The organism is Microbacterium profundi (assembly GCF_000763375.1).
In the GTDB taxonomy this organism is placed as follows: Bacteria; Actinomycetota; Actinomycetes; order Actinomycetales; family Microbacteriaceae; genus Microbacterium; species Microbacterium profundi.
In genome coordinates this window covers 155,603-176,687 of record NZ_JPSY01000003.1, presented here as the reverse complement: position 1 = coordinate 176,687, position 21,085 = coordinate 155,603, and the positions used below count along the sequence as shown (strand labels likewise).

The following is a 21,085-nucleotide window of genomic DNA, read 5'->3' as shown; positions in this document are numbered from 1 at the left end:
CTGCCATTTTCACACGCTCAGAGGGTACCTGGCTCGTTGCCGGTGACGATCGGCACACGCACCGCGCTGCCCCACTCCGTCCAGGATCCGTCGTAGTTGCGCACGTTCTCGAACCCGAGCAGGTGCTTGAGCACGAACCAGGTGTGGCTGGAGCGCTCACCGATGCGGCAGTAGGCCACGACGTCGTCGCTGTCATTGAGACCCGCTCCGTCGCGGTAGATCGCGTCGAGTTCCGCGCGGGTGCGGAAGCCGCCGTCTTCTGCGACGGCCTTCGCCCACGGCACGCTCTGTGCGGTGGGGATGTGCCCAGCCCGCAGTGCCCCTTCGTCCGGGTACGCCGGAGCAGTGGTGCGCTCACCGCTGTACTCCTCTGGGGAGCGGACGTCGATGAGGGGTCCGCTGCCGATGAAGGCGACGACGTCGTCTTTGTAGGCGCGCAGAGCCGAGTCGTCGCGCTCGACGATCGGGTACTCGGTCGGCGTCGCCTCGGTGCGGTCGGTGGTGATCTCGCGACCTTCATCGATCCAGCGGTCGCGCCCACCGTCGAGGAGGCGCACGTCCTCGTGGCCGAAGAGCGAGAAGACCCAGAGCGCATATGCCGCCCACCAGTTGTTCTTGTCGCCGTAGATCACGACGGTGTCGTCGCGGGAGATGCCCTTGCGGCTGAGCAGAGCGGCGAAGCCCTCTCCGTCGACGTAGTCGCGCACGACGGGGTCGTTGAGCTCGGTGTGCCAGTCGACCTTCACGGCGCCCGGAATGTGACCCGTCTCGTAGAGGAGCACGTCCTCGTCGGATTCGACGACGACCAGACCAGGCTCGCCGAGGTGTGCTGCAAGCCATTCGGTGGTGACGAGCCGTCCTGGCTCGGCGTACTCGGCGAACTTCTCGGATGAGGAATCGAACTCGATGGTCACGTGGCGCTCCGGGGTGAGGTGCGAGCGAAGGCTCTGGCTGGGACGGCGTAGTGTTGAGCCGTCCCTTAGACGATAGAGCCGTTCCGAGCGCCTGGCACCCGTTCTGTAAGACTTCGACACAGGAAACGAATGACCGACACGACCAGCCCTGACGTCGCGCACCTCACCGAGCGCCAGCCGGTGGTCACCGGACCCGAGATGCTCGCGAGTCTGGTGCCGCCCCCGCAGTTCGACGACGCGACGTTCGAGAGCTATCGCTCGGATGCCGAGTTCCCCTCCCAGGCTGCGTCGAAGGCATTGCTGGCGAAGTTCGCAGGGCGCGGAGCGCCCGTCAAGCGCGGAGGCCTCTTCAGCCGTGCGAAGAAGGAGCCCGAGCTGAAGCCTGGCGTCTACCTGGATGGTGGCTTCGGCGTCGGCAAGACCCATCTGCTCGCATCGATCTACCACGCGATGCCGGCACGGCGGAAGTACTTCGGCTCGTTCATCGAGTACACCGCTCTCGTCGGAGCGCTCGGCTACCGCAACACCGTTGACCTTCTCCGCGGTGCTGATCTGATCTGCATCGACGAGTTCGAACTCGACGATCCGGGTGACACGATGGTGATGACGAGGCTCCTCGGAGAGCTGGTGAGCACGGGCACCCGCCTCGCCGCCACCTCGAACACCCCGCCGAATGCCCTCGGCGAGGGCCGCTTCGCCGCACAGGACTTCCTCCGCGAGATCCACGCGATGTCGGACAGCTTCGAGACCATCCGCATCGACGGAGTCGACTTCCGCCAGCGTGCGCTGGACGGTCATGCCGTCGCGCTGGACGATGCCGCGTACTCCCAGCGCATCGCGGCTGCATCGGGGACGGCATCCGATGATGTCTTCGGAGATGTCATCCGTCACCTGGCCAAGGTGCACCCGTCTCGGTACATCCGGTTGATCGACGGACTGTCGCTCGTCGGCCTCCGCGACGTGCAGGTGCTCACCGATCAGTCGGAGGCGCTGCGCTTCGTCGCGTTCGTCGACCGCGTCTACGACGCGCAGCTTCCGATCGTCGCGACCGGTGTGAGCCTCGATCAGGTCTTCGCGGAAGAGATGCTGGGCGGTGGATACCGCAAGAAGTATCTTCGCGCCATTTCCAGGCTCAACGCACTCACACATTCTGCGCAGCAGCCCAGCATCGCGTAACGCGATGGTTACACCCGGCTCACGGCTGTAACCGGTCGGAAACACTCACTGCGCATCCCGGAAATCGGGCATCGCCACACTGAAGCTCTCAATTACTTCGGATGTGAGGTTTTCCTATGGATGCTCCCGGCAACATCTCGTGGGCGATCACCGCGACAGCGCTGGTCCTTCTGATGACACCAGGCGTCGCGTTCTTCTACGGCGGTCTCGTCAAGGCGAAGAGCGTGGTCAGCATGATGATGATGAGCTTCGGCTCCATCGGACTGGTCGCGGTGCTCTGGATACTGTTCGGCTTCTCGATGAGTGCAGTGGAGAGCCCGACGCAGTTCGCGGGCAACCCGTTCGCCGACTTCGGTCTGAGCAGTCTCGCAGCCGGTGAAGGGTCGAACGTCGCACTCCTCGGCGTCGCGTACGGAGCGACCTTCGCGATCATCACGGTCGCGCTGATCTCGGGCGCCATCGCGGATCGCGCCAAGTTCGGCAGTTGGCTGATCTTCGCCGGCATCTTCGCCACGGTGGGCTACTTCCCGATCGCCGCCTGGGTCTGGGGCGGTGGCTGGATCATGAACCTCGGCACCACCCTGTTCGGTGAGGACAGCGGCATCGCCGTGATCGACTACGCCGGTGGCACGGCAGTGCACATCAACGCCGGTGCTGCCGCTCTCGCCCTCGCTCTCGTGCTCGGCAAGCGCATCGGATTCCAGAAGGGCATCCTCAAGCCGCACAACGTGCCGCTGACGCTGCTGGGTGCGGCCCTGCTGTGGTTCGGCTGGTTCGGCTTCAACGCGGGTGCGGAGTGGCTGTCCGACGACATGGGCGGTGTCGGCCTGATCGGACTGAACACGCTGGGTGCGACGGCTGCCGCCATCCTCGGCTGGATTCTCATCGAGAAGATCAAGGACGGCAAGCCCACCTCGGTCGGTGCCGCCTCCGGTGCGGTCGCAGGTCTGGTCGCCATCACTCCGGCCTGCGCCAACCTGACTCCGGGCTGGTCGCTGCTGCTCGGCGCCCTCGCCGGTATCGTGTGTGCTCTCGCGGTCGAATTGAAGTTCCGACTCGGCTTCGACGACTCGCTCGACGTCGTCGGCATCCACCTCGTCGGCGGTCTGCTGGGCACGATCTACCTGGGCTTCTTCGCTTCGGAGACCGGATTGCTCGTCGGCGGCGACGCTCGTCAGCTCGCGGTTCAGCTGATCGCCGCACTGGGTGTGCTGATCTACTCGTTCGTCGTCGCCTTCATCATCGGCTTCGCGATTCAGAAGACGATCGGCTTCCGCATCACGAACGAGGACGAGATCGCCGGTGTCGACTCGGTCGTCCACGGTGAAGAAGGGTACGCGCTGGTCGACGCCTGATCCGCAGGGTCGCCGATAGGGTGACGGGGTGACCTCCTCCAAGAGCATCCTGTCTCAACTCGCCGACATCGTCCTGAAGGCACTGACATCCCGAACGCCCCGCTCTCCTGAGAAGGAGGCGGGGCGTTCGCGTGCGTCTGTCACTGTTCCGAACGGCGGCGACGCGGGGCAGTTGCGGGGGCGCGAGACCGTGCGGGTCGATCCCGAGCTCATCACAGACCTGCAGCTCGGCTACAGCCCTGCGAAGGACGACGCTCCGGATTCCGGCGAGATCATCTGGACGTGGGTTCCCTACGAGGAGAACGACGGTAGGGGCAAGGACCGCCCGGTTCTGGTGATCGGTCGGCAGTCCGCAGACCGCGTGTACGCGGTGCGGATGACGAGCAAGGCACACGATGGGGACACGGACTACCTCTCCATCGGCAGTGGCGCCTGGGATGCACAGGGACGGGAGTCGTGGGTCGACATCGAGCAGCTCTACAGCGTGCACGAGGGCGGGATGCGACGCGAGGCAGCAGTGCTGAAGCGGGCGCTCTACGATCGCGTGGCCGCGGCGCTGATCTCCCGCTACGGATGGGCTCGTTGACGCTAAGCGTCATGCGCGCAGCGCTTCGCTCAGCCAACGCGCGTGGAGTCGCCAGGGATCTCCGCTCGCTCGAACCCGCGAGATGTGAGCCTGGAGTTCACGACTGAATGTGAACCACTCGCCGCCCTCGCGCAGATGCGCGAACTCACGATGGCGCTGTTGTTCGACGGACCTGTCGCCGCGTTCGAAGGCCAGGAGTTCATCATGGCGGATGCTGGCGAGCCTCTGCCGCGGACGCATGCTCGTGCCGATCTTCACCCGACGGTCGAATCGCAGGTAATAGACGACATCGATGCGGGGGAGCGGCAGGTCAGCATCCGGCACATCGCCGTAACGCCAGCCGCACGCGGAGCATGTCCATGATCCTGCAACTCGGCGTCCGCGGCTGTCTCCGCACAGAGTGCAGGGGCCGGGCAGGGCAGCGTTCTTGACCATCAGATAGAGACGCTACCCGCGGCCGCGGACATCGGTGCCGAGTAAGGCGACTTCGTCAGGCCGATCGCTGCGTGAGCGCCGTCGACAGTTCAGGGAACGCCTGCAGCACCATGTCGACCAGGTTGCTCAGCGGGCGCGTCAGGGGATCCGTCGCGGGAACCCCCAGATCTAGTTCGATCTCGTCGATGGCATCCGTGATCTGCGCATCCGTGAGGTTCTCGTGATTGACGGTGACGCCGATCACCCTGGTGTCGGCGAACGACTCGATGAGTGCGACCTCGCTGGCGACGTCGGGCATGGGCATCATCGGGAAGTCGCCGAGCACGCGCCTGCCCGGTGCATGCTGCACGATCACGCCCGCCGGTCGGCTGCCGCGCAGGATGTGCGCTGAGGTCAGGTACGCGGGGTGGCTGAGCGCGCCCTGACCTTCGACGATGATGATGTCGGGATTCTCGCCTTCGAAGGCCGCGACGACCTGGTTCTCGACCTCGCCGGAGCAGAACTGCGGCACCAGCGCGTCAAGTGCCACGCCGTAGCGGCCACCCTGGATGATGGTGGTCTGGCCTGTGCCGACCATGACGGCGCGGATGCCGCGGTCGTTGAGCGCCTGGACGAGCAACGTCGCGGTGGTCCGCTTGCCGACCGCGCCATCCGTGCCGAGAACCGCGATCCTCGGGCAGGTGACGTCGAAGATCCGCCCGGAGAAGAGATGGAGGTCCTTCTTGTCCTTGGGTCGACGCACATCAGTTATCGTGACGCCGGCGAGGAGCGCGGCCGCGGCGAACTCCGCGTCGTCGTTGAGGAACTCATGCAGGCCGTTGATGATGTGCATGCCGCGCGCGACGCCGTCGAGCAGTACGACCCGCTGCGCGTCCAACAACAGCCCGTCCGCTGGCGCTACGCCGCAGATGAGGTAATCCGGCGTGCTGCCGGCGTGCGCTATGGCTTCCGTGAGACTCGCGAGGATCGGGATGCCGTTGGCGACGCCGTCGAGCACAGTCCCGGCATCCGCCCCCGCGTGGTGGCTGTCGATGACGCTGAGGATCTCGTACTTCTCGGAATGACGGACCAGGCCGTTGGCGGTCTTGCCGTCCTGTTCGGCGAACTGCGCCTCGCAGTAGACGATGGCGGTCGAACCGATGGGCAGTGTCGGAAGCGATCTTGCGTCGGCGTCTGTGCGGGAGTCTGTTGAACGGGTGTACGGGTGCACGGGAATCGGGTCTCCTCAAGGTGATCCAGAGGAGGCGACGGAGAACGAAATGGCCAGAACGGGCCCGTTGGTCGACAAGAAGTCTTCCCTGACGCCGGCAAGATGCCGACTTCGCTCACCGTAGCAGTGAAAAATGCGGGTAAGGCGTGAACCGCGACCGGGCCCATCGCATAGCCATGTCGACCGCTGACGACAAGCCCCTGCTCTCCGGACCCGCCCACGCATACGCTGGGGAACCCCGGACGAAAGGATGCGGTGTGTCACACGAAGAGATGAGCAAGGAGCGGAAGCGCGAGGATCAACTCACGACGGCGCCAGACGCCACCGAGGCCGATGCAGCGCCGCGGGTGGAAGTGACCGAACGTGAGGGCGTCACACGGGTGGACGTCGCCGAAGACGCGGCGGTGCGGCCAGGACCGGGCCCGGGGATGCCGGAAGCGGACGGAGATTCCGACTCAGCGTGATAATCCTCTCGTCGGCATCCCATCCGATTTCCCCACTGCGCCGAACCTCTGATGACAGCCGCGATACCGCGGCCATACTCAAGGAGGAATCATGCGCTTCATCCCCACCAAGGTTCACGGCGTCCTCGACTACCTCGTCGGCATCGCGCTCATCGCGGCGCCGTGGCTGTTCGGGTTCGCCGGGGTCGGAGGACCTGCCGTCGTCATCCCGATCGTGCTCGGCGTCGGACTGATCGTCTACAGCCTCTTCACGAAGTACGAATGGGGCCCCTTCGGACTCATTCCGATGCCCGTTCACCTCGTGTTCGACATCGTGGCGAGCCTGTTCCTCGCACTCTCGCCCTGGATCTTCGGCTTCGCTGGCGAAGCGCTCAACGTGTGGCTGCCGCACGTCGTGGTCGGCGTCACAGTGATCATCGTCGTGCTGTTCTCCAAGACCCAGCCCGGGCCCAGCGCGAACCGGAACAGCTGAGCCGCTTTCGACCTGAGAGCGAGCCTGCGCGTGCGCCGTGTCTAATCGACCCGGCGCACGCGCAGAACTGTGTCCACGAGGACTACGTCCTTTTCATCACGCCACTTCACCGTCCGCTCGATCAGCGCGTTCGCCTCTACGATCCATCCGGTGGGCAGATCAAGCGATGCCAGCACCTCGTCGGGAGTCGGGAAAGGCGGGATCTCGGTGTCGTGCACATGCTCAGACATGGGCGGAAAGCCGCCGTGTCCGACGACGAGCAGCCGTCCGCCCGGTGCGACTGCAGACACGGCACGCCGCAGGATGGCCTCCCGTGGGAAATCGACGGGGGAGTGCATGAACGCCGATGTCACGAGGTCGTACTGCGCCGACGGACGCCAGGTCGTCAGGTCGGTCTGTAACCATTCAAGGCTCATCCCAATCGGGGGTGTAGGAGTTGGGGTCTGAAGCCGCCGGTCTCGAGCAGGCTTCGGGCGATGTAGTTGGTCAGGTTGCGGAACCCGAGTGCGGAGCCGCGCAGGTGTTCGAGCCGTCCGTTGAGTGCCTCGGTCGGCCCGTTGCTGGTGCCGGGTCGTTCGAAGTAGGCGAGCACGTCGGCGGCTCGCTTCTTCAGGGTCCGGGCCAGGGTGGTGAGCTCGGTGAGCACCTTGGGGACGCCGGCGCTGAGGTCGGTGATCAGCTTCTCCATGAGCTCGCGGCCACGTTGCCGGTCCTGGTGGCGATAGGCGGCGATCATGCGCTGGTAGACACCCCAGGTCGCCTCGACCTCGACGTGAGCGTCATCAACGAACAGCGCGCGTAGCCTGTCGCTCTGCGTGTCGGTGAGCAGGTCCGAGCCGGTGTGCAGCGTGCGCCGCGACTTGTAGAGCGGATCGTCCCTGAACCCACGGTGCCCGTGGATCGCGAGTTGGACCCGGCGCCGGCACCTGTCGAGGGCGTCACCGGCCAGGCGCACGACGTGGAAGGGATCCATCACCGTGACCGCGTCCGGGATCTCCTCCGCAGCGGCGGTCTTGAACCCGGTGAAGCCGTCCATCGCGACCACCTCGACCGCGTCACGGAAGGCGTCGTCGCGGTCGGCGAGCCAGGTCTTGAACGCCGCCTTCGACCGGCCCTCGACCATGTCCAGCAGCCTTGCTGGGCCGGCGCCATCGCGGACCGGGGTGAGGTCGATGATCACGGTGACGTACTTGTCGCCACGCCTGGTGTGGCGCCAGACGTGCTCATCGACGCCAATGACCTTCACGCCCTCGAACCGCTTGGGGTCGTTGATCAGCAGCCGCTTGCCTTCGGCCAGGACCGCGTTGTTGGCGGTGTCCCACGCGACCCCGAGTCCCTCGGCGACACGGGCGACGGTGAGGTGTGCGACCACGATCCCTTCCAGCGCCCACCGCAGCCCGGTGCGCGAGAGCTTCGCGCGTGGCTCCGCCGCGGCGCTGGTGTCTTGGCGCCACACGTGTCCGCAGTCTGCACAGCGGTAGCGGCGCACTACAACTTCCAGCACGGTCGGTCGCCAGCCCAGCGGCTCGTGGGCCAACCGCCGGATCACGGTGTCACGAGCAGCGCCTTCGCTGCCGCACCGTCGGCACCACTGATCTGGTTCCACCACGCGGCACGCGAGGACCGCACGATCCGGTTCAAGTCGTTGTCCGGTCACGCTCAGACCGAGGCCGTCGAGTCGAGCGAAGGCGGTCAGGTCAGGGCGGCCGAAGCCGGCCGGCGGGGTAGCGTCGGGCACGTCGAGGTCTTTCCGATGGATGGCGTAGGAACCTCCGTCGTCGGGAGACCTCGACGTCTATCTGCGGACCGACGCGCCCGGCCGACCTACACCGTCATCTGAGAAGACCCCTGAAACGTCTTCGCCGACGACGGGACCGGCGAGGAGGAGGGCGCGGTGAGCTAAAAGAATGGAGCTTGCTCGGCTTCGACGCCGCCGCAAGCTCCGGTGAAACGGTCGGTACTGGTCGGTCGTCGTCGGTCACCACCGGATGGCGGCGTCCTCCACGCTCGGGGCGCTTGACCCCTGATCTTGGACACGCTGATTCCAGCACGATGCTGGGGAAGCGAGAATCCAAGGGATGGCTAGGAAGAACTACACGGACGAGTTCCGGCAGCGCGCGGTGGACTTGTATGAGTCCACGCCGGGTTCGACGCTCAAGGGCATCGCCGGGGATCTCGGGATCTCTCGGGGTGCGCTGAAAGAGTGGGTCGACAAGTTCGGCTCCGGGGTCACGGTTGCCGCTGCGTCGCCGCCGGGGGGCGACGGGGCGACCGGAGTCGCAGGCGGCGAAGGTCCTCCGGTTGGAGGCCGACCTCGCGGCCTTGCAGGCCGAGGCCCGCAAGCTCGAGACGGAGCGGGACATCCTCCGTCAGGCGGCGAAGTATTTCGCCGGGGAGACGAACTGGTGAACCGCTTCCAGTTTGTTGAGGATCACAAGGACGCCTACGGCGTGAAGCGGTTGTGTGAGGTCGTCGAGGTCGCCCGCTCGTCGTTCTACGCCTGGCTGGACTCCGTCGGGCGGCGAGCCGCGAAGGCGACAGACGACGCGGTGTTGGCGGCGCGGATCCGGGTGCTCCAAGACCCCGCTCAGGGTGGCGACCGCGCCTACGGGGCGCCCAGGATCACCGCCGACCTCAACGACGGTGTGCCCGTGGCGGAGCGGGTGAATCACAAGCGCGTCGCGCGGGTAATGCGTGAGCACCGTCTCGCGGGGATCCGGTTGCGACGACGGGTGAAGACCACGATCCCGGACCAGTCCGCCAGGCGCTTCCCCGACCTGATCGGACGGGACTTCTCCGTCGGCGACCCCGGCCGCCGCTACGTGGGCGACATCACCTACCTGCCTATCGCCGACGGCACGAACCTCTACCTCGCGTCCTGCATCGATCTCGGCTCCCGGAAGCTCGCGGGCTGGCAAGTCGCCGACCACATGCGCACCGAACTCGTCGAAGACGCCCTCCGTGCCGCGCACCGCGACCGCGGGTCGCTGGTCGGCGCGATCTTCCACTCCGACCACGGCAGCGTCTACACCTCGAAGGCCTACGCCGCGCTCTGCGAGCAGCTGGGCGTGACCCAGTCCACGGGCGCGGTCGGCACGAGTGCCGACAACTCACTCGCGGAAAGCTTCAACGCCACGCTCAAGCGCGAACTCCTCGCCGGCCGGTCAGCGTTCCCGGACCAGGCCACCGCCTACCGGGCCGTGTTCCGGTGGGCGAACCGCTACAACACTCGCCGGCGCCACTCCGCGATCGGCAACATCAGCCCGAACGCCTACGAAGCCGCACGCTCCGCTACGCTCGCGGAAGCGGCATAACCGAACCGACACCGTGTCCACGATCAAGGGCCAAGGCCCCGGCGTTTGCGCAGGTCAGCGGCTCGTTCGCCCAGTGGGCGCATCAAGCGATAGACGCAAAGCCGACGTGATTAGGTCGTCGGTTCGATTCCGACAGGCGGTTCGGTTCTGGTGGTCGCGCGATGCGCTGGCCTCACGGCTCTGCCCGACACCGACGTCGCTCTCCTCTGCGACGGACCCCTCGCCGGCTGAGCGCTCGCGGCCGGCATCCTGTCCGTGTGCCGATAGGCCTCGCACCGCTCGGCAACGCAGCGTGGCGTTGCGTCGCGACCTGGCGACGGCTCGGCGGGGCGCGATCGTCTCGTGCGTTGGCGGACTACGGGAGCTTGGACGCGAGGACGTCGGCCGCCAGGATCTCGGGTGCTGCGCCGAGGAGGTGCTGGTTGGCCATCAGGGCTGCGACGATGGCGCCGTTGGCGTGGGCGTCGCGAGCGGCCTCGTCGGGGAATGCATCGAAGATCCAGAAGGTGTCGGCGTGGGTCCTGACCGCGAACCAGACAATCGTTCCTACTTCTTCGTTGGCGAGTGCGACAGCGCCGGCGAGCAGATCGGCGACCGCGTCGTGCTGTCCATCGGCCGCGACGATCTTGGCGACGAAGGCATACGGAAGTGATGCGGGTGTGGACATGAGGGACTCTCCTTGACGTCGGGGTTCTTCGTGGGACGAGTTCAGCGTATGACGAGCGAGGGCCGGTGGGGAGTGGCGTATACGGCAGTATTGCTATCATTAGCGCCATGCGTATCGGACTGATCGCGATCGACGGCTGCCTCGGTTCGGCGGTCGCGTCGGTCATCGACATCGTGCGGGTGGCCGACGGAGCCCGCGGAGATGTCGACCCGCGGATCGACCCGATCGAACTCGCCATCCTCGGACCGAAACGGCGAGTGACCACGACGGCATCGATGACCCTGTCGGTGGACCACCCGCTGCCGGAGTCCGGAGAGTTCGACGTGGTCGTCGTCCCTGCGCTTGGAACCCTCACGGCCGCCGCGACCCACGACGCCCTCCAGAGTCGAGATGCTCGTTCGGTCATCGCCTCACTCGGGCGCCTCGACGAGGCGACCACCCGGATCGCCGCGGCGTGCACCGGCGTGTTCGCCGTCGCCGAGACAGGACGGATGCATCATCGGCGGGCGACGACCAGCTGGTTCCTGGGGCCGGAGTTCCGGAAGCGCTATCCGACCGTCGCCCTCGATCTCGACACCATGGTCGTGGTCGACGGGAACCTCGTCACCGCCGGCGCCGCGTTCGCCCACATCGACCTCGCGCTCTCACTCGTACGATCGATCAGCCCCGACCTGGCCCAACATGTCGCCAAGCTCCTCATCATCGACGAGCGCCCGTCGCAGGCGGCCTTCGTCGCCTACGAACATCTCCGGCACGAGGACCCGATCGTCGTCGAGTTCGAACGCTTCGTGCGCGCCCGCCTGGACGAACCGTTCAACGTCGCCTTCGTCGCGCAGTCGCTCGGCACCAGCCGGCGCACCCTCGAACGACGAGTCCGTGCGGCGCTCAACCTCACTCCGCTCGGCTTCGTCCAACGGCTTCGCACCGAACGAGCTCGACACCTCTCAGCAACCACGCACCTCACCTCCGCCGAGATCGCGCTACGGGTCGGCTACGCAAACGCCGAGACTCTGCGCTCCCTCCTGCGCAGGGAGCGACGCCGTTCCTGACCTATCGCCATGCCTGTAGCCGGTGTCCTAGCGCTCGGTTGGAACCACCTCTCAGCACGTCGCGTCGACGCTCCTGCGTCGCCCCTGGACGACCCACTCGACACGCCCGCAGCACAGCCCATGTGACGTGCCCCGGCTTCCCGGACGGTCGGGGTTGGGTGGCTGTGATGTCGCTGCGTTCTCGTCGAGGGGGTCAGCAGACTCGATCAGAGCCGATTGGGATGAGACGCGAAGGCGGTTAGGTCAGGGCGGCCGAAGCCGGCCGGCGGGGTAGCGTCGGGCCCGTCGAGGTCTTTCGGATGGATGGCGTAGGAACCTCCGTCGTCGGGAGATCTCGACGTCTATCTGCGGACCGACGCGCCCGGCCAACCTACACCCTCATCTGGGAAGAGCCCCATTCGATCCGGTCGGATAGTCCCGCCTTCGCAGCCTCTGCTGCGCCGACCTCCAGAGCGATCGAAGAGATGTCGAGCGCGGTGACGTACCACCCTCGAGCGGCGAGCCAGAGTGCATCAGCGCCTTCGCCGGATCCGAGTTCGAGCGCCGTGCCCGGCGTCAGCTCAGACACCTGCTGAGCCACCGTCGCGTTGACCCGCCCACTCCATATCCGCCCGTGCTCGGTGCGTCGACTGACATACCGCTCATCCCAGAATCGAGTCGCGTCTGTCGCGGCATCCGGTTCGTGAGTCACCGCACTCCCGCTTCCTGATCGGCGTTCACTGCTCGGGCGGCGAGCGCGACCTCCTCCGCGACGAACTCTCCGTTCAATGCGAGCGCGGCTGTGGCGCCCGACCCCATCGCGATGGGAACCAGCGCGGCCGGATTCGCCGTGTTTCCCACCGCCCAGACTCCGGGGACGCTCGTTCGTCCGAACTCGTCGACCGCGGGCCACGCGCCGAAAGGCGTTTCGGTGCGCGCGGCACCGAGCTGCTGCAGCGGTTCATCGAGCGGGACGAGTCGCGGTTCGGCGAAGATCGCCTCGATCTGTACGACCGTGCCGTCGGCGAGTGCGAGTCCGGTCAGCCGGTCTCCGTCGGAAACGACGCGTGTGACGCTCCGGTGTTCGAGGTGGATGCCGCGCTGCTCGAGGATGAGTCGATCGGTCTCACCGATCGGGTCTGCGAGTGCCGTGAACACGGTGATGTCGGCGGAATACGAGCGCAGCATGTGCGCCTTGTGGATGCCGGCGGCAGAGCCCAGCAGCACACCGATCCTGCTCCCGACGGCTTCGCGGCCATCGCAGTACGGGCACGCGACGATGCCACGGCCCCACTGCTCTGCGATCCCATCGATCTCGGGGAGCACATCGCGAGTTCCCGTCGCGACGATGAGGCGACGCGCGGTGATGCGGGCGCCTGCTTCGGTGATGACCTCGAATCCGTCGGAGACAGCGCGGGTCTCGATCACGCGCGCCGTTCGGATCACTCCGTCCGCAGCCAGAACCTCGCGTCGGCCGTCGGCCACGAGATCGAGAGGGGAGTAGCCGTCGCGGCTCAGCACGCCGTGCATGTGCGGTGCGAAGCGGTTGCGCGGCTCCTGTGCGTCGAGGACGAGAACACGTCGTCTGGCGCGCGAGAGGATGAGCGCGGCACTGAGGCCTGCGGCGCCGCCCCCGATGATGATGACATCCCAGAGTTCGTCGGGTGTTGCAGTGCCGGTTGCGGGTGTTGTTGATGTTCGGTCGTCGCGTGTCATGTTCCAAGAGTGCGCAGATGGTACCGTTGTGGCAAATATCTGTGCTGAATCAGCAAGGAGAATCATGCCCGACGACTCGGTCTCACTCATCGGCCCCCGACTCAAGAGCTGGCGCGAGAAGCGCAGTATGACCCTCGCCGACCTTTCGGAAGCGACCGGGATATCGTCGAGCACGCTATCGCGCCTGGAGGCGGGAAAGCGGGCGCCGAACCTGGAGCTCGTCGTGCCGATCGCCAGGGCGCTGAGGCTGGAACTCGACGACATCGTTCCGCGTAAAGCACCGGACCCGCGTGTGGCACGCACCAGAAAGCGCATGGGGGACACCTGGTATGAGTCGCTCTCGCCTGAATCCAGTCCGGTGCAGACCTATAAAGTCACGTTTCCGGCGAACCCGGCAGGCGTCGCCGCCGTGCCGGAGCCGAAAGTGCACGACGGGCAGGAATGGCTCTACGTGCTGTCGGGTCGTCTCCGTCTCGTGATCGGTGAGCAGGACGTGGTGCTCGGTCCCGGAGAAGCTGCCGAATTCGACACGCGCATCCCGCATTGGTTGTCGGGCGTCGGCACCCGACAAACGGAGCTGCTGTCGATCTTCAGCAAGGAGGGCAAGCGCATCCATCTGCGCGCGCGTCCTGCTGCTCCATCCAATGGGAGCACGGAGACACCTCAATAAGTGAGGTTCTCGGTATCAGCCTGCGCGCCGGTAATGCATGGCGACAGTGCCGTTGTGCAGCGGTTCTGCGGAGACCAACTCGAGCATTCGCGTGCTCGCCAGTCCGCTCTGGTACAGGGTCGGGCCGTGGCCGGCGATCACGGGTTGGATGAGAAATCTGTACTCATCGATCAGCTCCAACCACCGGTCAAGCTCCGTCGCGAGCGCGCCGCTGCCGAGGAGTACACCGTCTGGCGTCGCGTCCTTGAGCCTCTGGACGCCCGCACGCAGATCGTCTGCGATGTGGTGACTGTTGGTCCATGGGAAGTCAGTTCGGGTGGACGAGACGATGTACTTCGGCTTGGCGTCCAGCTTGATCGCCCACTCGCGCAACGCCGGAGGTGCGCTCTCGTCGCCACGAGCGACGGCCGGCCAGTAGCTCTCCATCATCTCGTAGGTGATGCGCCCCCACAGCATCGCACCGGCTTCGTCTATGAGGCGGGTGAAGAAGGCGTGCGTCTCGTCATCCGCGATGCCCTCCTGATGATCGACGCAGCCGTCGAGAGTGACGTTGGCGCTGAAGGTCAGGAGTCCCATGCGGGGAGTCTAGATCTGACAGTGTGGTGGGCGATACCGGACTCGAACCGATGACCTCTTCCGTGTGTAGGCGCTCAGATCAGGGCTTCCCTTGATTCTTCGGGGCCTACGGGTGCCTCAGAGACCCATGAAACCGCTGTCGGGGTGATTTTAGGGTGATCGTTCTCAGCCGCTATTCGGGATGCGCTACGCGGGAATGTCCATCGCCTCGTGCAGCAGGCGAACGACCTGGACGACCTCGCCAACGTGCCGGTAGACCACGAAGTGGCGCGGGCTGGCGATGCGACGCACCGCCGGGCTGACCTCGTTGCGACAGGCCCGCAAATGAAGGGTCCGCAGGCCGATCGCAAGGTCGTCACGTTCGCGTGAAACCCAGTACGGTCGGATCGTCTCTGATCAGATTGATTGCTGCGATGATCAGAGCCTCGTACCCATCGCGTACGGTGTCGCCGAAGCTCTTCACTGACCATTCAAGCGCGTCAACGATGTCCGCGCGAGCCGCGGGTGCTAGGAAGAGTTCGTGCGTCACGCGATACGACGAGCAGCGCGTTTTGTAGCGACCTGACCGAGATCGCGAATATATTCATCGATGGAGTCGGCAGAAACGCGAATCCCCTCGCCACGATCGAGCTGTTCGATGCCCTCGTTCACCGCAGATGTGAGTTCGGCGTAGCGGGCTTCATCGAACTCTTCAGTGGTTTCGAGAGTAGCGATCAGCTCGTGTGCGATCTCGGCGCGCTCTGAGCGCGAGAGCGCACGAGCTGCGTCCAGCACTTCTGCGAGCTTCGGAGTCATGGTTTCAGTCTATCGCTGGGGACTGACAATGGGGAGGATTTGCGGCGCTCACAAGCTATGGCCACGGTCGGACGCTGCTTGGCTTGGGGCGGCTCGGTGCTGGCTCTGGTCGTGGAGCGCGGCACGTCGCTGCTCCGCTTGCTGGGCGTCGCGTGCGGCCTGTGCTGCGCGGGTCTGCTCGATCCGCTCTGCGGCTTCGGCGGGGGTGAGTGTGCGCAGCAGTTTGGCTTCTTCCCGCGCCTGCTTTGCGGTCTTCGTGGCTCGTGCGGCTTGCTGTGCGGGGTTGGTGGTGAGGTATGCCTGCTGGTTGCGGATCACGGTCTCCGCGCCGAATGCTCGCGCGTATGCGGCGAGTCGTGCGGTCTGTGCGCGCTCGGGCCGGTGCAGTAGCGCGTCGCGTGCTGCCTGGTGTTCCTGCTCGGCGTCGATCACGCGCGGGTCGCTATCGATCCGGGGTCGGGTGATCCTCTCCACCCAGGCGTCGGAGAGGCCAACGCGATCACGAAGCGTGAGGCCGAGCGGGCTACCGAACTTCACCGAATCGACTGGAGTTGTGACTGGGACACACCGGGCCGCTATCGCGTCCAGAATCTAGGGCCGGACATCGCGCTGAACGTGCGCGCCCAGATCACCGTGGACGATGAAACCGTGGTCGGTGAGGCGCTCAGGTTAGAATCGGGCGAGGCCATCATCCTGGACTTCCCCCGGGCTCTTGCGACGTACAAGCATGAACAACGTGAGCGCGACGAAGACCGGAATTGGAAAAGCGCGCAGAAGGATTCGGGACTGTTCGGCGGTACGGTGACGAACCTGCCGATCATGTCCAGGCTGAGCCCCCTTCACGGGGCGGACCACTGGATCCGCGACCTTCTCACCTGGCAAAGCCCGGCAGGGAATCCCCTCAAGAAGGACGATCAGCACAAGTTGTGCACATTGGCGTGAGGAGGGACCGAACCCTTCCGGCCGATCCCTCCTGCTCCGCTTCAGATCATGCGCTGAGGCTGATCTTCTGAACTGCGGCCGCGTGCGGGAACGCGAACGACACGCGCATGGTCGCGCGGATCGCAGTGCGGTCGCTGGTGAAGTACGCGGAACGGTCCACGGCCAGGTCGACGTCGTTGCGGCGAACCAGGATCGCGCGCACCTTCGGGATGCCCATCTGGGAGGACAACGGCCTGGTGTTCTCACAGGAGGACGGGTCGCCGGTCGATCCCAAGTACGTCACGCGGCGCATGATCGTCGTGGAGAAGCGGGAGAAGTTGCCGCTGATGGGGATGCACGGCTGGAGGCACATTCACGTGACTCTGCTGGACCAGGCGGGGTGCCCTCTGCCGGTCATCCAACAGCGTGTCGGGCACTCAGCCAGCAACATCACAGAGGGCGTCTATACACACCGTCAGGTGGACGCTCAACGGCCCTGGGCGCTCGCGGCTGGAGCGCTCGCGGACCCCGATTCCACACAACCGGCCGATCTGTCCACACAACACGCTGTGGGCCAGTAGTTGAAAGACGAAAACCCCCGGATAACCAGGGGTTTTCATGGTGGGCGATACCGGACTCGAACCGATGACCTCTTCCGTGTGAAGGAAGCGCGCTACCAACTGCGCCAATCGCCCATGACCCAGGGGGTCGAGAAACGATATTACCCGAATGCCGGACGCCGTCATGACCAAACCGCATGACACGCGCGAGATCGGGTTTCGGTTTTGCGGGATCGAAATGATCGGCTAAAGTTTTACAAGTGCCCGGTGAGCCGGAACACAACGCGGATGTAGCGCAGTGGTAGCGCATCACCTTGCCAAGGTGAGGGTCGCGAGTTCGAATCTCGTCATCCGCTCGAGTGCAGGAGTCTCTTTCTGAGGGGCTCACGGCACGTGGGGTCAATCCACACGGTGGCGTGGCCGAGCGGCTAGGCACCGGCCTGCAAAGCCGTTTACACGGGTTCGAATCCCGTCGCCACCTCGTCGCATCAACTTAATAGCCTTCACAGGCGCGATTGGCGCAGCGGTAGCGCGCTTCCCTGACACGGAAGAGGTCACTGGTTCGATCCCAGTATCGCGCACAGACTAAATACCAGATCAGCCCCGGTTTTCCGGGGCTTTTTTGTTTCCACTACGGCGCCGCTACCAATTGAGCCCGACATCCTGAACCGCCGCCTGGTGTGGCCGACCCGGCTCGGGGACGCACTGAACCTGCTCGCCGCGACCACGCTGGCCTGCCAACGGCGCGGGGACTCCCAACTGTCCGCGTGGACGCTGATCGGCATGTTCACCCGCGGCCGGCTGCTACCCCGCCGCTGGCGCCACTGCGCACCTGAGAACCGGTGCCAGGGCGCTCCCGCACGCCCCGGGAACCACGTAACGGGTTCTCTCGAAGGTCGTACCGGAGGTAGTTGCAGAACTCAGTATCCGATCGTGTGGTGCCCGCGACTCCGAGCTTTCGACGTGCGGCGCTCTCCGCCTCTATGTCGTCGAACGCGTCGATCTCGTCCCCGCCCATGGACCTGATGTCGCGAAGGTCCACCTGGTTCTCGAGGCAGCTGCGGAAAGTCGATGCTCCGGCGAGTGAGACTTCCTCTGCGGTGCGCTCCTGCTCACCGAACCGTCCCCGTACCCGGGCTGCTTCACCGCGTGCGTGCGCGTCGGCGCTGATGTCGGTCATGCCCCGCATGAACCCTGCGGGCGCGGGTGGTCACATGAGGACGAGACGTGGCGCGAGGAGGGGAGCGACCCGCTCTTCCGCGAGACTCTCGAGGGCGACGAGGACGTCCATGCTGGGGGTCACCTTGCCGGACAGGTAGGTGCTCAGCCGGGGTCGGGACGTTCCGAGCCGCTCGGCGACCTGCTGCTGCGTCATCCGAGTCTTCCGGAAGGCCGTCACGAGATGGTCGTGCGCGATCTCGCTGGGGGACCGGCCCTTCATGGCGAGAAGGAGGCGCACGTATTCGACCGCGGACGTCGATTCGGCGGCGTCAGCGGCTTCTTCGAACACGGCGCGCAGGTCGGGGTTCGCGTGCACGGCGTCAGCGATGCGCGCCCAGTGCTGCAGGTATCCGCGATCGAGTGCGGCGAGCATGCCCTCGAACCCCCATGCTTCGACGGGGTCGTTCGGGGTCACGTCGATGTTCCGAAAGGCCAAGGGCATGTCATTCACCTCCGGTGGGGATATGCGCGGCGACGGTTCGGCACGCTGCGACGATCTCATCCCAGTTCTGCCATCGAGGGGTCATCCCCTTGTATGAGCTCAGCCGTGCGATCTGGGAAGCGTCCCGCGGCTGCGGGGAGGCGAGTTGGCGGGCGAGCTGGGATCGGACGGGGCGATCTTCGGGATGGGTGTCGTCGCGGTAGTAGTCGTCGATGTCGCCGAGGACGGCGCCGATTCGGTCTGGTCCGAAAGTCGCGGACAGGGCAGCGATGTCGACGTAGTCGCGCATCTGGTTCCGCTTCACGATCAGGTAGGCCTTGATGCGTGCGAGTTCGTCGATGGTGGGGACGGTGAGCATGTCTCCGGAGCGGAGCTGCACCTGGGTGGTCTCCAACGGGCGGGCGCGGATGAGCTGCCGGACGCCGGCTTCGATGCCGCCGAGCTCGCCGAGGATGATCCTCCCCGGAGTGGCTCGGTTGAGGACGAAGTCTCCGTCGCGTTCCAGCGCGTCGAGGACGACCTCGAAGCGCTGGTTCAGGTCACGAACGATGTGATCGTGGTCGGTGGACGTGCGGTGCCGGGCGTAGTAGGCGGCAGCGGTGCCTCCGACGAGGACCGCGTCGGGTACGAGACGCTGCAGTCGCGCGGCTGATTCGAGCACGGCCTCCAGACCTGCAGGCATCGTGTCCGCTGGCGGCAGGTTCGCTTCCGGTGGCGTGTGTGCAGACTCGGAGAACTGGCCGCCACCGGGGACGGCAGGACGGTGGGCGCGCCCATTCTGATCCTTCACCATGACAGGATAGTATCAGTTCTGATACCTCTGCGGGCCGTAGAACGATGGATCGTCGGCGCACTCGATTGTGTCGCCGAGCGCAACCCACAGAGCCTCAGCAGTGTCGATTGTGCTTTCAAAGTGTGGGGAACTTTTCGCGCCCAACACTGGCGGTCGCGTGGCAGCCCTTGCTCCTGCCAGCGGGCAGAGTCCAGGGCAGTGAACAGGCTCACCTCGCCTGGACCGTCGGGACGGCGGACATCGCTCGTGAGCCAGGTGATCGCCGTCCCAGCGCTGACCAGAGGACGCAGTACCGTTCATTGGTCGTACACCTCTCGACGTTGACCGAGGGTGACGACGACCACCAGCAGCCGGCTGTCCTGGACGGTGTAGATGATGCGGTAGTCCCCGACACGGATGCGGAGCCCGTCGCGGACGCGCAGCGCCTTCGCTCCTGGTGGACGCGGATCGGCCGCCAGGAGTGCGATCGCACCCTGGATCCGGGATTGGTCCCGCTTGTCGATTTTCTTCAGAGCTCGCAGCGCAGCAGGACGCACTTCGATCTCATAGGCCATGCGGGACGTCTCACCAGCCCAGATCGGCTTTGACCTGCTCCCAGGGGATGTTGGGTCCTTCCTCGGCCATGGCGGCATCGAACGCAGTGATGTCCTCGATCTCCTGGGCAGCGCTCCTCAGTCGGTCGTACTCGGCAGCCGACACGATGACAGCCTGAGCCTCGCCGCGACGCTCGACGGTGACGGCCTCGCGCTGGGCTGTCTCGATGACACTAGCGAAGCTCTTGCGCGCCTCAGAGGCAGTGATGCGGGACATGCTCGCGTTGTACAACTGTGAGGATGAGATGTACATCGCTGGAGCCGAGCCGAGCTCGCTGACCGGATCAATGCGACGATGCACGGGTTCGAGGTCGCTTTCCCGTCCTTCCATCGACATGCCCCGCTCTGTGAGAGAATTGACTTGTTCACGCGTCGTCCCTTCTAGGTGCGTGGGTCAGATCCTTCCGTTAACGCGCCGGGGTGAATCCGGTGGATAGCGCGGGGTGCTGGGAGAATCGATTCATGACGGTGACTGCCAGCCTGGAGGGTCTGTTCGAGGTCGAGCCGGGTGAGGCGCGGGCGCCGGGATCGGCTGCACCGGCGGGTGCGGGCAAGACGTTCCGTGGGTATGACCAGGGGCAGTGTTTCCTGCTCCCGCCGAGTCTGGATGACTGGCTGGACGAGGATGATGAGGCCCGGTTCATCTCCGAGGTCGTCGAAGAGCTCTTGGATCTGACGCCGGTCTACGCGTCGTACGCGTCCGCCTCGGGTGCGCCTCCGTATGACCCGCGGATGATGTTGAAGCTGCTGCTGTTCGCGTACGCGACGGGCGTGACCTCGTCTCGTGAGTTGGAGCGGCGCTGCAAGCGCGATATCGCCTTCCGGTGGCTGTCGGGCAACCAGGCGCCCGACTACCGGTCGCTGGCCCGGTTTCGTCGGCGTCACCTGGATGCCCTGCCGGGGTTGTTCCTGCAGGTGCTGCGGGTCTGCGCGGAGGCGGGGCTGGTGCGGTTGGGGCGTGTCGCGCTGGATGGCACGAAGCTGGCTGCGAACGCGTCGCGGCATAAGGCGATGAGCTATGACCGGATCGTGCCGAAGATCGATCAGCTCCAAGCCGAGGTCGCTGCGCTGCTCGCCGAGGCGGAGGCGGTCGATGAGGCCGAGGATCAGCAGTTCGGCCAGGACCGGCGCGGGGACGAGCCAGGCCCAGCCCGACCTCGCCCGGCGAGCTCGCGAC

General features: G+C 65.7%; 27 protein-coding genes, 4 tRNA genes and 2 pseudogenes. 15 read left to right on the top strand and 18 right to left on the bottom strand.

Translation table 11 applies throughout. The features are described 5' to 3' along the window. Positions 1-17: 17 nt before the first annotated feature. Positions 18-914 (bottom strand): sulfurtransferase, encoded by an 897-nt coding sequence (locus JF52_RS0113550; protein WP_033107122.1) that lies wholly within the window; start codon positions 912-914, stop codon positions 18-20. Between the two features lie 129 nt (positions 915-1,043). Between JF52_RS0113550 and zapE the strand changes: the two genes are divergently transcribed. The 3 genes from zapE (at position 1,044) to JF52_RS0113535 (ending at position 4,031) form a co-directional block, all read left to right on the top strand. Then, positions 1,044-2,090 carry a cell division protein ZapE gene (gene zapE, locus JF52_RS0113545; RefSeq protein ID WP_033107121.1) on the top strand — a complete coding sequence of 349 codons (1,047 nt, stop codon included), beginning with the start codon at positions 1,044-1,046 and terminating at the stop codon, positions 2,088-2,090. 116 nt (positions 2,091-2,206) lie between these two features. Continuing rightward, positions 2,207-3,445 (top strand): ammonium transporter, encoded by a 1,239-nt coding sequence (locus JF52_RS0113540; protein ID WP_033107120.1) that lies wholly within the window; start codon positions 2,207-2,209, stop codon positions 3,443-3,445. A gap of 28 nt (positions 3,446-3,473) precedes the next feature. Then, entirely contained in the window at positions 3,474-4,031 is a 558-nt protein-coding gene (locus tag JF52_RS0113535) for a type II toxin-antitoxin system PemK/MazF family toxin (protein ID WP_033107119.1), read from the top strand. A gap of 9 nt (positions 4,032-4,040) precedes the next feature. Here the strand turns inward: JF52_RS0113535 and JF52_RS0113530 are convergent, their stop codons facing one another. Together JF52_RS0113530 and JF52_RS0113525 are read right to left on the bottom strand one after the other, a co-directional pair. Then, positions 4,041-4,466, bottom strand: coding sequence for a hypothetical protein (locus tag JF52_RS0113530; RefSeq protein WP_033107118.1), 426 nt, complete (start codon positions 4,464-4,466; stop codon positions 4,041-4,043). Positions 4,467-4,521: 55 nt separating this feature from the next. After that, positions 4,522-5,676: a DUF1611 domain-containing protein gene (locus JF52_RS0113525; RefSeq protein WP_235272441.1), complete on the bottom strand. Its 1,155-nt coding sequence runs from the start codon at positions 5,674-5,676 to the stop codon at positions 4,522-4,524. A gap of 257 nt (positions 5,677-5,933) precedes the next feature. On the opposite strand from JF52_RS0113525, the gene JF52_RS0113520 reads away from it, so the two are divergent. Continuing rightward, the gene (locus JF52_RS0113520; RefSeq protein ID WP_234000250.1) at positions 5,934-6,140 is read left to right on the top strand and encodes a multidrug transporter; all 207 of its coding nucleotides are present in this window, start codon (positions 5,934-5,936) and stop codon (positions 6,138-6,140) included. 91 nt (positions 6,141-6,231) lie between these two features. Beyond that, the gene (locus JF52_RS0113515) at positions 6,232-6,612 is read left to right on the top strand and encodes an SPW repeat domain-containing protein (RefSeq protein ID WP_033107117.1); all 381 of its coding nucleotides are present in this window, start codon (positions 6,232-6,234) and stop codon (positions 6,610-6,612) included. Between the two features lie 41 nt (positions 6,613-6,653). Here the strand turns inward: JF52_RS0113515 and JF52_RS0113510 are convergent, their stop codons facing one another. Further along, positions 6,654-7,028 carry a class I SAM-dependent methyltransferase gene (locus tag JF52_RS0113510; protein WP_052167051.1) on the bottom strand — a complete coding sequence of 125 codons (375 nt, stop codon included), beginning with the start codon at positions 7,026-7,028 and terminating at the stop codon, positions 6,654-6,656. Continuing rightward, positions 7,025-8,350 carry an ISL3-like element ISPfr2 family transposase gene (locus tag JF52_RS0113505; RefSeq protein WP_033107116.1) on the bottom strand — a complete coding sequence of 442 codons (1,326 nt, stop codon included), beginning with the start codon at positions 8,348-8,350 and terminating at the stop codon, positions 7,025-7,027. Before JF52_RS0113505 ends, JF52_RS0113510 begins: the two co-directional genes overlap by 4 nt. Before the next feature lie 340 nt (positions 8,351-8,690). On the opposite strand from JF52_RS0113505, the pseudogene JF52_RS0113495 reads away from it, so the two are divergent. Beyond that, a pseudogene (locus JF52_RS0113495) lies at positions 8,691-9,926 on the top strand (IS3 family transposase). 355 nt (positions 9,927-10,281) lie between these two features. Here the strand turns inward: JF52_RS0113495 and JF52_RS0113490 are convergent. After that, a complete protein-coding gene (locus JF52_RS0113490; protein ID WP_033107114.1) occupies positions 10,282-10,593 on the bottom strand; it encodes a putative quinol monooxygenase in 312 nt (103 codons plus the stop codon). 107 nt (positions 10,594-10,700) lie between these two features. Here JF52_RS0113490 and JF52_RS0113485 point away from each other — a divergent pair, with 107 nt between their 5' ends. Continuing rightward, positions 10,701-11,642: a GlxA family transcriptional regulator gene (locus JF52_RS0113485; RefSeq protein ID WP_033107113.1), complete on the top strand. Its 942-nt coding sequence runs from the start codon at positions 10,701-10,703 to the stop codon at positions 11,640-11,642. Positions 11,643-12,012: 370 nt separating this feature from the next. Here the strand turns inward: JF52_RS0113485 and JF52_RS0113480 are convergent, their stop codons facing one another. Together JF52_RS0113480 and JF52_RS0113475 are read right to left on the bottom strand one after the other, a co-directional pair. Next, complete coding sequence (locus tag JF52_RS0113480; RefSeq protein WP_052167050.1) at positions 12,013-12,333, bottom strand: class I SAM-dependent methyltransferase; 321 nt, start codon at positions 12,331-12,333, stop codon at positions 12,013-12,015. Beyond that, a complete protein-coding gene (locus JF52_RS0113475; RefSeq protein ID WP_052167049.1) occupies positions 12,330-13,337 on the bottom strand; it encodes an NAD(P)/FAD-dependent oxidoreductase in 1,008 nt (335 codons plus the stop codon). The genes JF52_RS0113480 and JF52_RS0113475 overlap by 4 nt, the downstream gene beginning before the upstream one ends. 64 nt (positions 13,338-13,401) lie before the next feature. Between JF52_RS0113475 and JF52_RS0113470 the strand changes: the two genes are divergently transcribed. Next, complete coding sequence (locus tag JF52_RS0113470; protein WP_033107112.1) at positions 13,402-14,007, top strand: helix-turn-helix domain-containing protein; 606 nt, start codon at positions 13,402-13,404, stop codon at positions 14,005-14,007. A 15-nt stretch (positions 14,008-14,022) separates the two neighbouring features. Here JF52_RS0113470 and JF52_RS0113465 read toward each other — a convergent pair whose 3' ends face one another. Further along, positions 14,023-14,583 (bottom strand): dihydrofolate reductase family protein, encoded by a 561-nt coding sequence (locus JF52_RS0113465; RefSeq protein WP_033107111.1) that lies wholly within the window; start codon positions 14,581-14,583, stop codon positions 14,023-14,025. Positions 14,584-14,793: 210 nt separating this feature from the next. Between JF52_RS0113465 and JF52_RS17510 the strand changes: the two genes are divergently transcribed. After that, positions 14,794-14,952 (top strand): hypothetical protein, encoded by a 159-nt coding sequence (locus tag JF52_RS17510; protein ID WP_160175069.1) that lies wholly within the window; start codon positions 14,794-14,796, stop codon positions 14,950-14,952. Positions 14,953-15,108: 156 nt separating this feature from the next. On the opposite strand, the gene JF52_RS0113460 is transcribed toward JF52_RS17510, so the two are convergent. Further along, entirely contained in the window at positions 15,109-15,378 is a 270-nt protein-coding gene (locus tag JF52_RS0113460) for a hypothetical protein (protein ID WP_033107110.1), read from the bottom strand. Between the two features lie 48 nt (positions 15,379-15,426). After that, complete coding sequence (locus JF52_RS0113455; RefSeq protein WP_152594904.1) at positions 15,427-15,810, bottom strand: hypothetical protein; 384 nt, start codon at positions 15,808-15,810, stop codon at positions 15,427-15,429. Here JF52_RS0113455 and JF52_RS17350 point away from each other — a divergent pair. Then, entirely contained in the window at positions 15,787-16,320 is a 534-nt protein-coding gene (locus tag JF52_RS17350; RefSeq protein ID WP_152594903.1) for a hypothetical protein, read from the top strand. The two genes, JF52_RS0113455 and JF52_RS17350, sit on opposite strands and share 24 nt — an antisense overlap. 46 nt (positions 16,321-16,366) lie before the next feature. Here JF52_RS17350 and JF52_RS17860 read toward each other — a convergent pair whose 3' ends face one another. Beyond that, positions 16,367-16,672: a phage major capsid protein gene (locus tag JF52_RS17860; protein WP_234000244.1), complete on the bottom strand. Its 306-nt coding sequence runs from the start codon at positions 16,670-16,672 to the stop codon at positions 16,367-16,369. On the opposite strand from JF52_RS17860, the gene JF52_RS18035 reads away from it, so the two are divergent. Next, the gene (locus JF52_RS18035; protein WP_160175068.1) at positions 16,557-16,880 is read left to right on the top strand and encodes a tyrosine-type recombinase/integrase; all 324 of its coding nucleotides are present in this window, start codon (positions 16,557-16,559) and stop codon (positions 16,878-16,880) included. The genes JF52_RS17860 and JF52_RS18035 overlap by 116 nt on opposite strands. Positions 16,881-16,918: 38 nt before the next feature. Here the strand turns inward: JF52_RS18035 and JF52_RS0113440 are convergent. Continuing rightward, a tRNA-Val gene (locus JF52_RS0113440) sits at positions 16,919-16,994 on the bottom strand. Positions 16,995-17,143: 149 nt separating this feature from the next. On the opposite strand from JF52_RS0113440, the gene JF52_RS0113435 reads away from it, so the two are divergent. The 3 genes from JF52_RS0113435 (at position 17,144) to JF52_RS0113425 (ending at position 17,440) form a co-directional block, all read left to right on the top strand. After that, a tRNA-Gly gene (locus tag JF52_RS0113435) sits at positions 17,144-17,215 on the top strand. 54 nt (positions 17,216-17,269) lie between these two features. Next, positions 17,270-17,340 (top strand) — tRNA-Cys (locus JF52_RS0113430). Positions 17,341-17,368: 28 nt separating this feature from the next. Next, a tRNA-Val gene (locus JF52_RS0113425) sits at positions 17,369-17,440 on the top strand. Between the two features lie 206 nt (positions 17,441-17,646). Here the strand turns inward: JF52_RS0113425 and JF52_RS0113420 are convergent. From JF52_RS0113420 to JF52_RS0113400, 5 genes are all read right to left on the bottom strand, one after another. Beyond that, a complete protein-coding gene (locus tag JF52_RS0113420; RefSeq protein WP_033107106.1) occupies positions 17,647-18,039 on the bottom strand; it encodes a hypothetical protein in 393 nt (130 codons plus the stop codon). A gap of 30 nt (positions 18,040-18,069) precedes the next feature. Next, a complete protein-coding gene (locus JF52_RS16605) occupies positions 18,070-18,522 on the bottom strand; it encodes a helix-turn-helix domain-containing protein (RefSeq protein ID WP_052167048.1) in 453 nt (150 codons plus the stop codon). 1 nt (position 18,523) lies between these two features. After that, positions 18,524-19,315, bottom strand: a complete 792-nt coding sequence (locus JF52_RS0113410; RefSeq protein ID WP_200881026.1) for a nucleotidyl transferase AbiEii/AbiGii toxin family protein — start codon at positions 19,313-19,315, stop codon at positions 18,524-18,526. Positions 19,316-19,611: 296 nt separating this feature from the next. After that, positions 19,612-19,869 carry a type II toxin-antitoxin system RelE family toxin gene (locus JF52_RS0113405; protein ID WP_033107105.1) on the bottom strand — a complete coding sequence of 86 codons (258 nt, stop codon included), beginning with the start codon at positions 19,867-19,869 and terminating at the stop codon, positions 19,612-19,614. Between the two features lie 10 nt (positions 19,870-19,879). Then, positions 19,880-20,125, bottom strand: a complete 246-nt coding sequence (locus JF52_RS0113400) for a type II toxin-antitoxin system Phd/YefM family antitoxin (RefSeq protein WP_033107328.1) — start codon at positions 20,123-20,125, stop codon at positions 19,880-19,882. A gap of 371 nt (positions 20,126-20,496) precedes the next feature. On the opposite strand from JF52_RS0113400, the pseudogene JF52_RS17660 reads away from it, so the two are divergent. Further along, a pseudogene (locus JF52_RS17660) lies at positions 20,497-21,033 on the top strand (transposase); the annotation flags it as partial. Positions 21,034-21,085 lie beyond the last annotated feature (52 nt).